The following is a 14,556-nucleotide window of genomic DNA, read 5'->3' as shown; positions in this document are numbered from 1 at the left end:
ACTATACCCCTAGGGGGTATTTTTCCAAGCAAGGTCCGGGTGGGGCGGGTCGGCCCGGGGAGTGGGGCGCATCTCGGGTTGCGAGGGATAGCCGACCGATTTGTCCGAACCTTATGGCAGAGAGCCTGTCGTGTCGTAGTTCTGCGTGTATGTCCTGTTTCTGGGCGCGACCCGGCGACCGGTCGGGGTACGGGCCGACCGGGTCGGGGGCGACGCTCCGCAGGGCGGGGGGCGGGTCAGGGTCGGGTGGCGAAGGTGTCGGAGGCGAGTGCCTTGCCGTCGGTCAGCGGTTCGACGTAACGGAACAGGACGTTCTTCAGCTCCTGGATGTACGCCGCGCGCTCGGCTCCCTCGTGGGCGAGGATCAGTTCGAGCCCCGCCTTGTAGATGCCCACGCACACCTGCGCCGTGCGTGTGACGCCGGCGGCGGGCGCGTCGGGCAGGAACGCGGAGAGCAGGCCTTCGACCCGGGAGACCAGGGTCAGGTGCAGCGCGTCGTGCTCCTCGGCGATCCGCCCCGGGATGTCGGGGCCGTGCATCAGCGCGAAGAAGACGGGGTGCTCGCAGTTGAAGGCGACGAAGCGGTCGACGGCGGCGCCGACTGCCTCCTCCAGCGTGGTCGTGGGGGTGACCGGGCCGAGCGCTTCCCCGTAGGTGGCCCGCATCTCGTGCATGAGCCGGTCGCCCAGTTCGATCGCGATGGCTTCCTTGTTCGGGAAGAACTGGTACAGCGTGCCCGGCGAGACGCCCGCCTCCCGGGCGATCGCGTTGGTGCTGGCGGCGGTGTAGCCGGTGGTGCAGAAGACGGAGGCCGCGGCCTCCAGCAGTTGGGTGATCCGGCGTTCGCCGCGGGCCTGTCGTCGGCGGGGCCGCTCGTCGTCGGCGGTCCGGTCGCCGGGGGTCCGCTCGGCGGCGGGCCGCACGGCGGCGGTCCGCTCTTCGGCGGTACGCCGCTTCTCGGGCTTGTCGGGCACGAGTTATCCCCAACTCTCCGGACGTGTTTGACAAACGCGAGCGGTCGCTCGCATTCTGGTGAAACGCGAGCGATCTCTCGTGTTTGCCGATTCTGTGGCAATGACAGACCCATGCTGCCTGAGCGCACGGACGGCCGCGGACGCACGGACACAGGGTCACGGTGAAGGGGACACCGCGCGATGACCGAAGTCAACAGCGCAGATCAGGACCGGGGCAGGGGCGCGGAGCGCGGGAGGGGCGCGCGAGGCGGGGACGCTGCGGACGGTGCTCCGCCGACGGGTGAGGCCGCGCTCGCGGGCCACCGTCCCCGGCCGGCTGACAGCGCGCGGAAGGGCGACAGCGCGCGGACGGGCGGCGGTCCACGGGTGGGGGGATGGACCCGGTTCGTGACCGCGCGGCCCCGGCTGTCCCTGCTCGTCGCGCTGTTGCTCACCGCCCTCGCGGTGGTCGCCGGCAGCGGGGTCGCCGACCGGCTGGGCAGCGGCGGCTGGCAGGACCCGACCGCCGAGTCGACGTACGCGACGAAGGCGCTGGAGCGCGAGTTCCCCGCCTCCCAGCCCAATCTGCTGCTCCTGGTCGACTCGGGGCGCGCCACGGTCGACGCTCCCTCGGCGGCGGCCGAGGCGAAGCGGCTGGCGGCACGGCTCGCCACCGAGCCGGGTGTCACGGGAGTCGGTTCGTACTGGGCGTCGGGCGCCCCCTCGCTGCGCGCCGAGGACGGCCACGAGGCACTGATCGCCGCACGGATCACGGGCGACGAGAAGACGGCGAGCGAGACCCTGGACCGTCTCGCGCCCTCCTACCGGGGCACGCACGGCCCGGTCGAGATCAAGGTCGGCGGCCCCGTCGCCGTGCAGCACGAGATGCAGACGACCATCCGGGAGGACCTGACCCGGGCCGAGTTCATCGCCCTGCCGGTGACCCTCGTGCTGCTGGTGATGGTCTTCGGCAGCGCGATCGCGGCCCTGCTGCCGCTGGGTCTCGGCATCGTCGCGATCCTGGGCACGAACGCCGTCCTGCGCGGTCTCACGGAGTTCACCGACGTCTCGGTCTTCGCGATGAACCTCACGACGGCGCTCGGGCTCGGCCTCGCGATCGACTACGCCCTGTTCATCGTCCGACGGTTCCGCGAGGAGCTGGCGGCCGGTGCCGAGCCGGTGACCGCTGTCGGCACCACCCTGCGCACGGCGGGCCGCACGGTTCTCTTCTCCTCCCTCACGGTCGCGGTGTCGCTCGCCGCGATGCTGCTCTTCCCGCAGTACTTCCTGCGGTCCTTCGCCTACGCGGGCACCGCGGTGGTGCTGCTGGCCGCGGCGGCCGCCCTGATCCTGCTCCCGGCGGCCCTGGTGCTGCTCGGCCACCGGGTCAACTCCCTCGACCTGCGGCGCCTGTTCCGGCGCGGCGAGCCGCGCACGTCCGGCGACGGTGCGGCCTGGGGACGCATGGCCTCCCTCGTCATGCGCCGGGCACCGCTCTTCGCGGTGGCCACCACCGTCGGGCTGATCGTCCTCGGACTGCCCTTCCTGGGCGTGAAGTTCGGCACCGCGGACGACCGGCAGCTGCCCTCGGGCGCAGCGTCCCATGTCGTCCAGCAGCACATCCGGGACGGTTTCCCGGGCAGCCCCGGCGGCGGGCTGGAGATCCTCGCGGAGGGCCCGGCCACCGAGGAGCAGTACGCGTCCTACAAAAGCCGTATCGCCGCCCTCCCCGAGGCGCTGCGGGTGGACGGACCCCTGGTGAAGGGCGACGCGGCGTACTTCACGGTGCAGCCGAAGGGCGAGGCCGTCGGTGACGGGGCCCAGCACCTGGTGCGTGAACTGCGCGCGACGGACGCCCCGTTCGGCACGGCGGTGACCGGCACGGCTGCGGTCCTGGTCGACTCCAAGCACGCGATAGCCGACCGGCTCCCCTGGGCGGCGGTGTTCATCGCGATCGTCACGCTGCTGCTGGTCTTCCTGCTCACGGGCAGTGTGCTGATCCCGGTCCAGGCGGTGCTCCTCAACGCGCTCAGTCTGACGGCGATGTTCGGCGCGGTGGTCTGGGTCTTCCAGGACGGCCACCTCTCCGGCCTGCTCGGCTTCACCAGCCCGGGATCGATCGAGACGACCCTGCCGGTGCTGATGTTCTGCGTCGCCTTCGGACTGTCCATGGACTACGGCGTCTTCCTCCTCTCCCGCATCAAGGAGGAGTACGACCGCACGGGCGACCACCGGGAGTCGGTCCGCTTCGGCCTCCAGCGCACCGGCGGACTGATCACCGCCGCCGCGGTCATCCTGGCGGTGGTCATGGTCGCGATCGGCACCTCGCGCGTGACCAACACCAAGATGCTCGGACTGGGCATCGCGCTCGCCGTCCTGATGGACGCGATGGTCGTGCGCAGCCTGCTGGTCCCGGCCGTCATGCGCCTCACCGGGCGCGCGACCTGGTGGGCGCCCGCGCCACTGCGCCGCTTCCACGACCGGTTCGGGCTCAGCGAGGGCGAGACACGGGAGCCGGCAGTCACGGAGGGCGGGGAACCCGGCAGCCCGAGCGAGAAGACGGACGACCGGGACCGGGACAGGGTCGAGGTGCGCGGCTAGCGTTCACCCCGGAAGGTGATCTTCGGGCGGAGGGCGGGACGGATGCGGGCAGTGGTGTTCGAGCGGTACGGGGAGCCGGCCGGGGTCCGTGAGGTGGCGGACCCGGTGCCCGCCGACCACGGGGTGGTGGTGCGGGTCGAGGCCACCGGGCTGTGCCGCAGCGACTGGCACGGCTGGATGGGACACGACCCGGACATCACCCTGCCCCATGTGCCGGGCCACGAACTCGCCGGAGTCGTCGAGGCGGTGGGCGCGCGGGTGGCGGGCTGGAGGGCCGGCGACCGGGTCACCGTCCCGTTCGTCTGCGCCTGCGGCAGCTGTCCCTCCTGCGCGGCGGGCGATCAGCAGGTGTGCGAGCGGCAGACCCAGCCCGGATTCACGCACTGGGGCTCCTTCGCGCAGTACGTGGCGCTGGAGCACGCCGAGGTGAACCTGGTGGCGGTGCCGGACGAGATGTCCTTCTCGACGGCGGCGGCGCTGGGCTGCCGGTTCGCCACGGCGTTCCGCGCGGTGGTCGCGCAGGGCCGGGTGGCCGCGGGGGAGCGGGTCGCGGTGCACGGCTGCGGGGGTGTGGGCCTGTCGGCGGTGATGATCGCGGCGGCGGCCGGGGCACGGGTCGTGGCGGTCGACGTCTCGCCCCGGGCGCTGGAGCTGGCCCGGACGTTCGGTGCGGTGGAGACCGTGGACGCCGCGCGGGCCGGGGACACGGCGGAGGCGGTGCGTGAACTGACCGGTGGCGGCGCCCACCTCTCCCTCGACGCGCTGGGTTCCCCGGTCACCTGCGCGGCCTCGGTGAACGGACTGCGCCGCCGGGGGCGTCACGTCCAGGTCGGTCTGCTGCCCGAGGCCCCCGCCGTTCCGATGGGCCGGGTGATCGGCCTCGAACTGGAACTGCTGGGCAGTCACGGGATGCAGGCGCACGCCTACCCGCGGATGCTGGAGCTGGTGCGCGCGGGTGTCCTCCGGCCCGACCTCCTGGTCACGTCCACCCTGCCGCTGGACGCAGCACCGGCCGCGCTGGCCGCGATGGGGACGGCGCCCGGGACCGGGGTGACGGTCATCGAGCCGTGGAACTGAGCGGGTCCGTCGCGGGGTGACGGCGAGGGACGGCCCCGCCCCCCCGCCCGGATTCGGGACCGTACAAGGCGGGGGAGAGAAGCGGAGTTCACCTGTCCCGCCCCGTCCGATGGACACCGGGCGGGGCGGGACAGGCCGGGGGCAGTGGACGGGCCGGGACATGGACGGGAGCAGTGGACGGGCGGGACAGGACGGGGACAGGGGTGGAGCGGGGACAGGGGCGGGGACCGCGGGCGTCGTGCCCGGTCGGTCAGTCGGATCTGCGGCCGCGGTTCCCCGGGCGGGAGGCGACCCAGGCGCGGACCGTGTCCGCGTACCAGTAGGGCTTCCCCCCCTCCACATGGTCAGGAGGGGGCAGCAGCCCGTGCTTGCGATACGACCGCACGGTGTCCGGCTGCACCTTGATGTGCGCCGCGATCTCCTTGTACGACCAGAGCCTTCGGTCGGTCATGAGTGGCACCTCCCTGCGCGCGCCACGGCGGCGGCCGGGGGCGGCCGTCGGGGGAGCCGGGCGCTGCGCTGGTGATCACAAAGCCTGTGCCCGGTGAACGACACGGCGTGAGAGCAGGGCAGTGCTTGTCGACCGGGTGTGACGGAAGACCCGCGTACACGGGACATGTGTGACAGGAAGGTGGCATTTGTGACACAGGTGACGCAATGGGAGGGAGCGTCGAGAGGGGGGTGGGGCCGGACGGGCTCCGCAGGCCGGTGCCACGGGGCTTCCGCCGCCGGTGCCACGGGGCTTCCGCCGGCGGCGCCACGCGGCTTCCGCGGCCGGTGCCACGCGGCCTCGACCGGAAGTGCCCGGCGGCCCCCCGCCGCCCCCGTCTCAGGCCCCGCGGCCCCCCGCCCTCGGTTCCCGGCCCAGCCCTCGTCCACGGGCCACGCGGCTCCCGCTCCCACCCCGACTACGGGCGCCCGGGCCCCCGCCCACCCCGACTACGGGCCCCGGGCCCCCGCCCGCCCCGACTATGAGCCCGTCTACGAGCCTCGCGGAGTCCCGGAGGTCGTCAGGCGCCGCACGAGCGCAGGAACGCCCGGGTCCGCTGGGCGATCGGCAGCGGCTTGTCCGGCGGGCACGGGTACATGTCCTGCTCGACGATCGCGAAGAGGTCGACGTCGAGCTTCTGCGCGGCGGCGAGCACCGGCTCCAGCGCCGGTACGCCGGACGGCGGCTCGCACATCACACCCCGGGCGACGGCGGGCCCGAACGGCACCTCGTTCGCCCGCACCTCGGCCAGGATCGCGGGATCCACCTGCTTGAGGTGCAGGTACCCGATGCGCTCCCCGTACGTCTCGATGAGCTTGACGCTGTCGCCGCCGCAGTAGGCGTAGTGCCCGGTGTCGAGGCACAGCGACACCAGCGACGAGTCGGTCGCGTCGAGGAAACGGGTGACGTTCTCCTCGCTGTCGATGTGCGTGTCGGCATGCGGGTGGACGACGATCCGCAGCCCGTAGCGCTCGCGGACCTCGTGGGCGAGGCGCTCGGTCTGGGAGGTCAGATCGCGCCACTGCGCGGGCGTGAGGGTGCTGTCCTCCAGTACCTCGCCCGTCTTGTCGTCCCGCCAGAAGGCCGGGATCACGACGAGGTTCTCGGCGCCCATCGCCTGGGTGAGCGCCGCGATGTCGGAGACGTGCGCCCAGGTGGCGTCCCACACCTCCGGCCCGCGGTGCAGCCCGGTGAAGACGGTGCCGGCCGACACGGTGAGCCCGCGCCGTGCGGTCTCCTCCCTGAGGACGGCCGGGTCGGTCGGCAGATAGCCGTACGGGCCCAGTTCGATCCACTCGTATCCGGACTGGGAGACCTCGTCGAGGAAGCGCTGCCAGGGGATTTGTCGCGGGTCGTCGGGGAACCACACGCCCCAGGAGTCCGGAGCCGAACCGATCCGGATGCGGGACAGTGAGGACTGGGGTGATGTCTGCGGTGACAACGACGTCATGGGCGTCAGCTTCCGACGGCCCCGGTGAGGTGTCAAGGCCTGGTCCGAATGTCTGGACAAACCGTTGACAGGGCGTCCCGCGCGGGGCTAGACCTTGGGGAGGCCGAAGCGAAGGGAACTCGATGGCGTACGACCTGATCACCATGGGACGGATCGGTGTGGACCTGTATCCGTTGCAGACGGGGGTCCCGCTGGCGAGGGTGTCGTCCTTCGGGAAGTTCCTCGGCGGCTCGGCGACGAACGTCGCGGTGGCGGCGGCCCGGCTGGGACGGAACACGGCGGTGATCACGCGCACGGGCGACGACCCCTTCGGCACGTACCTCCACGAGGCGCTGCGCGACTTCGGCGTCGACGACCGCTGGGTCACCCCGGTCGCCGGGCTGCCGACCCCGGTCACGTTCTGCGAGGTCTTCCCGCCGGACGACTTCCCCCTGTACTTCTACCGGCAGCCCAAGGCACCGGACCTGGAGCTCGACGCCCACGACCTCGACCTGGACGCCGTCCGCGAGGCGCGCATCTTCTGGATGACGGGCACCGGCCTGAGCGAGGAGCCCAGCCGCACGGCGACGCTCACCGCGCTCGCCCACCGTGCCAGGTCCGGCACGACGGTCTTCGACCTCGACTGGCGTCCCATGTTCTGGAAGGACCCGGACTCCGCCCGGCCCTTCTACGCCGAGGCACTGCGCCACACCACCGTGGCCGTCGGCAACCTCGACGAGGTCGAGATCGCCACCGGCGCGCGCGAACCGCACGCGGCCGCCCGCGCCCTCCTCGACGCCGGTGTCGAACTCGCCGTGGTCAAGCAGGGACCCAAGGGGGTCCTGGCCGTCCACCGCGACGGCACGTCCGCAGAGGTCCCGCCCCTCCCGGTGACGGTCCTCAACGGCCTCGGCGCCGGCGACGCCTTCGGCGGCTCCCTCTGCCACGGCCTGCTGTCCGGCTGGGACCTGGAACGGATCATGCGGCACGCGAACGCCGCGGGCGCCATCGTCGCCTCCCGGCTGGAGTGCTCCTCCGCGATGCCGACTCCCGAAGAGGTCGAGGACGCGCTCGCGGCGGGAGCGGTCCGATGAGGGCGGGACGCGTGGGCCACGAGGGCCCCCTGGACGTCGACGTCGCCGCGCTCGTCCAACTGCGTGCCCGCCACCCCGAGGCCATCGCCGAGGCCGCCGCGCGCCGCCCGCGCCGGCCCCTCCTCGACGACACCGGCCGGCTGATGATCGTCGCCGCGGACCATCCGGCCCGCGGGGCACTCGCCGTCGGCGACCGCAAGTTCGCCATGGCGAGCCGCGCCGACCTGCTGGAGCGGCTCTGCCTCGCCCTCTCCCGCCCCGGCGTCGACGGCGTGCTCGCCACCGCGGACATCCTCGACGACCTGCTGCTGCTCGGTGCCCTGGACCACAAGGTGGTCCTCGGCTCGATGAACCGCGGCGGCCTGGCCGGCGCCTCCTTCGAGCTGGACGACCGTTTCACGGGCCACCGCCCCCGGGACATCGAGCGGCTCGGCTTCGACGCGGGCAAGCTGCTGCTGCGCATCGACTACGACGACCCGGGCTCGCTGCGCACCCTGGAGTCCACCGCCCGCGCGATAGACGAGATGGCGGAGCGTCAACTCCCGGTCTTCGTGGAACCGTTCCTTTCCCGTCGCCGTGCGGACGGCAAACTGGTCAACGATCTGAGCGCCGACGCCGTGATCAAGTCCATCGCCATCGCCAGTGGCCTGGGCGGCAGCTCGGCGTACACCTGGCTGAAGGTCCCCGTCACCGAGAACCCGGACGACATGGCCCGGGTCATGGAGACCTCCACCCTGCCCGCCGTGCTGCTCGGCGGCGACGTCGGCGAGGACCAGGAGGGCGCGTACGAGAAGTGGCGCGGCGCGCTCCAGCTCCCCACCGTGCAGGGCCTGGTCGTCGGCCGCTCGCTGCTGTACCCGGCCGACGGCGATGTGACCGCCGCGGTGGACACCGCCGTAGGACTGTTGTGAGGATCCGATGACGAGCAACGACCTGTACGTCCCCAAGGGCGCCACTGCTGGAGGGCTGTACGCCGTCGACATCGACCCCGAGCGGGCCGGCTGGACCCACAGCAGCCTGCGCGTGGTGGAGCTGGAGCCGGGCGGCACGCACATCTTCACCACCGGTGACAGCGAGTGGATCGTGCTTCCGCTGAACGGCGCCTGTACGGTGCGCACAGAGGACGAAGAGTTCCAAATCCTGGGTCGGGAAAGCGTGTTCGCGGGGGTCACCGACTTCGCGTACGTGCCCCGAGACGCCCGGGCACAGATCGCCTCCGGCGCGGGAGGCCGCTTCGCCCTGGCAGGAGCGAAGTGCGAGCGCCGACTCCCCGCCCGCTACGGCCCCGCGCCGGAGGTTCCCGTCGAAGACCGCGGCAGCGGCAGCTGCGCCCGTCAGGTGCGCAACTTCGCCTCGGCCGACGCCTTCGACTGCGACAAGCTCATCGCCGTCGAGGTCATCACCCCCGGCGGCCACTGGTCCTCGTATCCGCCGCACAAGCACGACGAGCACCGGCCGGGGGAGGAGAGCGAGCTCGAGGAGATCTACTACTTCGAGATCGACGGCCCGAACGGATTCGGCTATCAGCGCGTATTCCCTTCGCGTGAGGGCGGAACCGACGTCCTCGCCGAGGTCCGCACCGGCGATGCCGTGCTCGTCCCCGACGGATGGCACGGTCCGTCCATCGCCCAGCCCGGCCACACGATGTACTACCTGAACGTGATGGCCGGACCGGGCGAGGAGAGGGAATGGCGGATCTGCTTCCACCCGGGACACGTAGAAAGCACAGAGGGCTACCGATGACAGAGCCGACGGCGGAGGAGCCGACGACGATCAGGCTGACGGTCGCGCAGGCGCTGGTGCGGTTCCTGGCCGCGCAGTACACGGAGCGGGACGGCGAGCGGCAGCGGCTGATCGGCGCCACCTGGGGCATCTTCGGCCACGGCAACGTCGCCGGGATCGGCCAGGCGCTCGTCGAGTACCCGGACGAGATGCCGTACCTCCAGGGTCGCAACGAGCAGTCCATGGTTCACGCGGCGGTCGGCTACGCACGGCAGAGCAACCGGCTGTCGGCGCACGCCGTGACCACGTCCATCGGCCCCGGCGCGACCAATCTCGTCACGGGTGCCGCGCTCGCGACGATCAACCACCTGCCGGTGCTCCTCCTGCCCGGTGACACCTTCGCGACCCGCCCCGCGGACCCGGTGCTCCAGCAGCTCGAACTCCCCTACGCGGGCGATGTGTCGGTCAACGACTGTCTGCGCCCGGTGTCGAGGTACTTCGACCGGGTGACCCGCCCCGAAGCGTTGATCCCGGCCGCCCTGCAGGCCATGCGCGTGCTCAGCGACCCGGTCGAGACCGGCGCCGTCACGCTCGCGCTGCCGCAGGACGTGCAGGCGGAGGCGTACGACTGGCCGGCGGAGTTCTTCGCGGAGCGGACCTGGACCGTGCGCCGACCGGCGGCCGACGCGGTCGAGCTGGCCGCCGCCGTCACGGCGATCCGCGGGGCCCGGCGCCCGTTGATCGTCGCGGGCGGCGGCGTGCACCACAGCCGTGCCGAGGAGGCGCTCGCGGAACTCGCCGCGTCCACCAGGATCCCGGTCGCCTCCACCCAGGCGGGCAAGGGATCGCTGCGCTGGGACCACCCGCAGGACGTGGGCGGCATCGGCCACACGGGCACCGCGACCGCCGACGAGCTGGCCCGCACGGCCGACCTGGTGATCGGCGTCGGCACCCGCTACACCGACTTCACCACCGCCTCCGGCACCCTCTTCACCGCCTCGGGCGTCCGCTTCCTGAACCTCAACATCGCGCCCTACGACGGCCACAAGCTCTCCGGGATACCGCTGGTCGCCGACGCGCGGGCCGCGATCGAGGCCCTCACCGAGGCGCTGCTGCTGCACGAGCACCACGCCGAGCCCGGGTACGTCACCGAGTACACGGACGACAAGGAGCGCTGGGAGTACCGGGTCGACGCGGCGTTCGAGGCCGAGGACATCGATCTGCGGCCCACCCAGCCGCAGGTCCTCGGCGTCCTCGACGAGCTGGTCACCGACGACGACATCCTGATCAACGCGGCCGGTTCGCTCCCCGGTGACCTGCACAAACTGTGGCGGGCGCGGTCGCGGGACCAGTACCACGTCGAGTACGGCTACTCGTGCATGGGCTACGAGATCCCGGCCGCGATCGGCGTCCGGCTGGCGGCACCCGACCGCCCCGTGTGGGCGCTGGTCGGCGACGGCACGTATCTGATGATGCCGACCGAGATCGTCACCGCCGTGCAGGAGGGCGTCGCGATCAAGGTCCTCATCCTGCAGAACCACGGCTACGCCTCGATCGGCGGTCTCTCGGAGTCCGTGGGCGGCGAGCGGTACGGCACCGCGTACCGCTACCGCTCCGAGGACGGCACGTACACGGGAGCCCCGCTGCCCGTCGATCTCGCCGCCAACGCGGCCAGCCTCGGCATGCGCGTGCTGCGCGCGAAGACCGTCCGTGACCTGCGCTCGGCCCTGGCCGAGGCGCGCGCCGCGGACACTCCCACTTGTGTCTACGTGGAGACCAGAACGGCAGACACAGTGTCGGGCGCGCCCCCGGCCCAAGCCTGGTGGGATGTACCCGTGGCCGAGACCGCGACCCGAGCGTCGGCGGTCAAGGCGCGTGAGGAGTACGACCGGCACGTCGCCGCCCGACGCCGCCATCTGTGAAGGAGTTCTTGGCCATGACGAAGACCGTCGACCACTGGATCGGTGGCAAGCCCGTCGCGAACGCCGCGGGCGAGTCGGGTACGTACGGACCGGTCACCGACCCGGCGACCGGCGCCGTGACCACGCGGGTCGCGTTCGCGACCGTGGACGAGGTGGACGCCGCGGTCGCCGCGGCGAAGGACGCCTACGCGACCTGGGGCCAGTCCTCGCTGGCGAAGCGGACCACGATCCTCTTCAAGTTCCGGGCGCTGCTGGACGCCAACCGGGACGCGATCGCCGAACTGATCACCGCCGAGCACGGCAAGGTGCACTCGGACGCGCTCGGCGAGGTCGCGCGCGGCCTGGAGATCGTCGACCTGGCGTGCGGGATCACCGTGCAGCTGAAGGGCGAGCTGTCGACCGAGGTGGCCTCCCGGGTCGACGTGGCCTCGATCCGGCAGCCGCTGGGCGTCGTCGCGGGCATCACGCCGTTCAACTTCCCGGCCATGGTGCCGATGTGGATGTTCCCGATCGCCATCGCGTGCGGCAACACCTTCGTGCTGAAGCCGTCGGAGAAGGACCCGTCGGCCGCCATGAAGCTCGCCGAGCTGCTGGCCGAGGCCGGCCTGCCCGACGGTGTCTTCAACGTCGTGCACGGCGACAAGGTGGCGGTGGACCGGCTCCTGGAGCACCCGGACGTCGCCGCCGTGTCCTTCGTCGGCTCGACGCCGATCGCCCGCTACATCCACACCACCGCCGCCGCGCACCACAAGCGCGTCCAGGCCCTGGGCGGCGCCAAGAACCACATGCTGGTCCTGCCGGACGCCGACCTGGACGCGGCCGCCGACGCCGCGGTCTCGGCCGCCTACGGCTCGGCCGGTGAGCGCTGCATGGCGATCTCCGCTGTCGTCGCGGTGGGCGCGATCGGCGACGAGCTGGTCGAGAAGATCCGTGAGCGCGCCGCGAAGATCAAGATCGGTCCCGGCAACGACCCGGCCTCCGAGATGGGCCCGCTGATCACGGCGGCGCACCGCGACAAGGTGGCGTCCTACGTGCACGGCGCGGCGGCGCAGGGCTCCGAGGTCGTCCTCGACGGCACCGGCTACACCGTGGAGGGGTACGAGGACGGCCACTGGATCGGCCTCTCGCTGCTCGACAAGGTGCCCACGACCGCGGACGCCTACCGGGACGAGATCTTCGGCCCCGTGCTGTGCGTGCTGCGCGTGGAGACGTACGAGGAGGGTGTCGCCCTCATCAACGCCTCGCCCTTCGGCAACGGCACCGCGATCTTCACCCGGGACGGTGGCGCGGCCCGCCGCTTCCAGCTGGAGATCGAGGCGGGCATGGTCGGCGTGAACGTGCCGATCCCGGTGCCCGTCGGCTACCACTCCTTCGGCGGCTGGAAGGACTCCCTCTTCGGGGACCACCACATCTACGGCAACGACGGCACGCACTTCTACACCCGCGGCAAGGTCGTCACGACCCGCTGGCCGGACCCGTCGGAAGCGCCGTCCGGCGTCGACCTGGGCTTCCCGCGCAACCACTGAGAACCCCCGCACAAGACCCGTGAGGCCGTCCGTATAGCGGACGGCCTCACTTTTTTCTGTGCGGGTGCTGCGGTTCCCGTAGTGAGCCAAGGCACTCCTCCGCTTGACCTGTTGCGCCCCGATGAACGTTGAGACGGTCTTACGGGTGCGGATTCCGTAGGTAAACACCCATTGACGCGACGGTTTTCGTCGGGGTTCCATTCGGTCCAACCGGGAGCGGACGAAGAGAAGAGATGTACGACGCGAGCCGCCGGAGGCGATAGCGCTCCCGACCGAATCACTTGACGCACGAGTCGTCTTCTGACGCACGAGTCGATCGGAACCGCTCCATGACCGACACGCTCCGCCCTGTCGAGACCGCTGCCCCGGACACCGCCTCCACGGCCTCCGACAGCCCCCAGAAGCTCAAGCGCTCCATCGGCATCGTCGGAGGCACCCTGCTCACGCTCTCCTGCGTGACACCCGCCTCCACGCTCTTCGTGGTCGTGCCCGACCTGTTCTCGTCCCTCGGCACCGCGACCGCGCTCACCATCGCGATCGGCTCGCTGCTCTGTATCGCCGTCGCGTTCTGCTACTCGGAGCTGGGCACCCTCATCCCCAGCGCGGGCGGCGAGTACGCCATGGTCTCCACGCTGGCCGGCCGGCTCGCGGGCTGGCTGGTCTTCGTGCTCTCCCTGCTCGTCGTCATGATCGTGCCGCCGGTGATCGCGATGGGCACCGCGGACTACCTGGCACCGATCGTGCACCTCAACGCGTCGCTTGCCGGTGCGGGCGTGATGCTCCTGGCCACCCTCGCGGGCCTGCTCGACCTGCGGGCCAACGCCTGGATCACCGGTGTCTTCCTGGTCCTGGAGGTCATCGCGGCGGCCGTGGTGGCCGTCCTGGGCTTCGCGCACAGCCAGCGGGGCGCCGGCAGCCTGGTCTCGATGCAGATCGCGGGCTCCGGCGGCCACACGGACACCGTGACGGCCATGCTGGTGGTCTCCGGACTCGCCATCGCGCTCTTCATCACCCAGGGCTTCTCGACCGCGGTCTACCTCTCCGAGGAACTGGAGAACCCGCGCCGCAACGTCGCCCGTACGGTCCTGGCCACCCTCGCGATCTCGTCCGTGATCATCCTGGTGCCGGTCGTCGCGATCACCATGGGCGCCCCGGACCTCGCGGCCCTCACCGGCGGCGACATCAGCACCATGGTCACCGCCTGGTCCAACTCCGCCGTCGGCACCTTCGTCAGCCTCTGCGTCGCCCTCGCGATCATCAACGCGGGCATCGTCATGGTCATCCAGAACTCCCGGGTGCTGTTCGCCTCGGCCCGCGACAAGGCCTGGCCCGGACCGGTCAACAGGGGCCTCTCACGGCTCGGCCGCTTCGGCTCGCCCTGGGTCGCCACCCTCCTCGTGGGCGTTCCGGGTGCCGCCCTCTGCTTCGTCAACCTGGACACGCTGTACGGCGTCACGGGCGTGTCCGTGACGGCCATGTACCTGCTCGTCGCGGTCGCCGCGCTGCTCGCCCGGCGCGGCAGCCACGCCCACACCCCCGCCTGGCGCATGCCGCTGTGGCCCGCGGTGCCGGTCCTGCTGATCACCGTCCTCGCCTACATCCTCAGCCGGCAGGAGACGGTTTACCTCGTGTGGACCGGCGGCATCACGGCCGTCGCCACCCTCTACTGGGCCTTCTACCTGCGACCGCGCCGCGAGACCCGCTGGCTGGTGTCGATCCCCGAGGACGCGCAGGCCTGACCG

The 14,556-nt window shown here is 71.7% G+C and carries 11 protein-coding genes; 8 read left to right on the top strand and 3 right to left on the bottom strand.

Translation table 11 applies throughout. The features are described from left to right. Window positions 1–236: 236 nt before the first annotated feature. Window positions 237–923: a TetR/AcrR family transcriptional regulator gene (locus tag OHB41_RS18250; protein WP_266705955.1), complete on the bottom strand. Its 687-nt coding sequence runs from the start codon at window positions 921–923 to the stop codon at window positions 237–239. A gap of 438 nt (window positions 924–1,361) precedes the next feature. On the opposite strand from OHB41_RS18250, the gene OHB41_RS18245 reads away from it, so the two are divergent. Together OHB41_RS18245 and OHB41_RS18240 are read left to right on the top strand one after the other, a co-directional pair. Further along, window positions 1,362–3,554, top strand: a complete 2,193-nt coding sequence (locus OHB41_RS18245) for an MMPL family transporter (RefSeq protein WP_266699300.1) — start codon at window positions 1,362–1,364, stop codon at window positions 3,552–3,554. A gap of 42 nt (window positions 3,555–3,596) precedes the next feature. Further along, complete coding sequence (locus tag OHB41_RS18240) at window positions 3,597–4,631, top strand: zinc-dependent alcohol dehydrogenase family protein (protein ID WP_266699299.1); 1,035 nt, start codon at window positions 3,597–3,599, stop codon at window positions 4,629–4,631. 250 nt (window positions 4,632–4,881) lie between these two features. Here OHB41_RS18240 and OHB41_RS18235 read toward each other — a convergent pair whose 3' ends face one another. After that, the gene (locus OHB41_RS18235; protein ID WP_266699298.1) at window positions 4,882–5,082 is read right to left on the bottom strand and encodes a helix-turn-helix transcriptional regulator; all 201 of its coding nucleotides are present in this window, start codon (window positions 5,080–5,082) and stop codon (window positions 4,882–4,884) included. Window positions 5,083–5,641: 559 nt separating this feature from the next. Next, window positions 5,642–6,571: a sugar phosphate isomerase/epimerase family protein gene (locus tag OHB41_RS18230; protein WP_266699297.1), complete on the bottom strand. Its 930-nt coding sequence runs from the start codon at window positions 6,569–6,571 to the stop codon at window positions 5,642–5,644. Window positions 6,572–6,693: 122 nt separating this feature from the next. On the opposite strand from OHB41_RS18230, the gene iolC reads away from it, so the two are divergent. The 6 genes from iolC (at window position 6,694) to OHB41_RS18200 (ending at window position 14,553) form a co-directional block, all read left to right on the top strand. Next, the gene (gene iolC, locus OHB41_RS18225) at window positions 6,694–7,644 is read left to right on the top strand and encodes a 5-dehydro-2-deoxygluconokinase (protein WP_266699296.1); all 951 of its coding nucleotides are present in this window, start codon (window positions 6,694–6,696) and stop codon (window positions 7,642–7,644) included. Next, window positions 7,641–8,555, top strand: coding sequence for a Cgl0159 family (beta/alpha)8-fold protein (locus OHB41_RS18220; protein ID WP_266699295.1), 915 nt, complete (start codon window positions 7,641–7,643; stop codon window positions 8,553–8,555). The genes iolC and OHB41_RS18220 overlap by 4 nt, the downstream gene beginning before the upstream one ends. A gap of 7 nt (window positions 8,556–8,562) precedes the next feature. After that, the gene (gene iolB / locus OHB41_RS18215) at window positions 8,563–9,387 is read left to right on the top strand and encodes a 5-deoxy-glucuronate isomerase (RefSeq protein WP_266699294.1); all 825 of its coding nucleotides are present in this window, start codon (window positions 8,563–8,565) and stop codon (window positions 9,385–9,387) included. Further along, complete coding sequence (iolD, locus tag OHB41_RS18210) at window positions 9,384–11,288, top strand: 3D-(3,5/4)-trihydroxycyclohexane-1,2-dione acylhydrolase (decyclizing) (protein WP_266699293.1); 1,905 nt, start codon at window positions 9,384–9,386, stop codon at window positions 11,286–11,288. Before iolB ends, iolD begins: the two co-directional genes overlap by 4 nt. Before the next feature lie 14 nt (window positions 11,289–11,302). Then, window positions 11,303–12,814, top strand: a complete 1,512-nt coding sequence (mmsA, locus tag OHB41_RS18205; protein ID WP_266699292.1) for a CoA-acylating methylmalonate-semialdehyde dehydrogenase — start codon at window positions 11,303–11,305, stop codon at window positions 12,812–12,814. Window positions 12,815–13,143: 329 nt separating this feature from the next. Next, window positions 13,144–14,553, top strand: a complete 1,410-nt coding sequence (locus OHB41_RS18200) for an APC family permease (RefSeq protein ID WP_266699291.1) — start codon at window positions 13,144–13,146, stop codon at window positions 14,551–14,553. Window positions 14,554–14,556: the final 3 nt, after the last annotated feature.

The organism is Streptomyces sp. NBC_01571 (assembly GCF_026339875.1).
In the GTDB taxonomy this organism is placed as follows: Bacteria; Actinomycetota; Actinomycetes; order Streptomycetales; family Streptomycetaceae; genus Streptomyces.
This window is presented reverse-complemented; position numbering and strand designations above follow the sequence as displayed.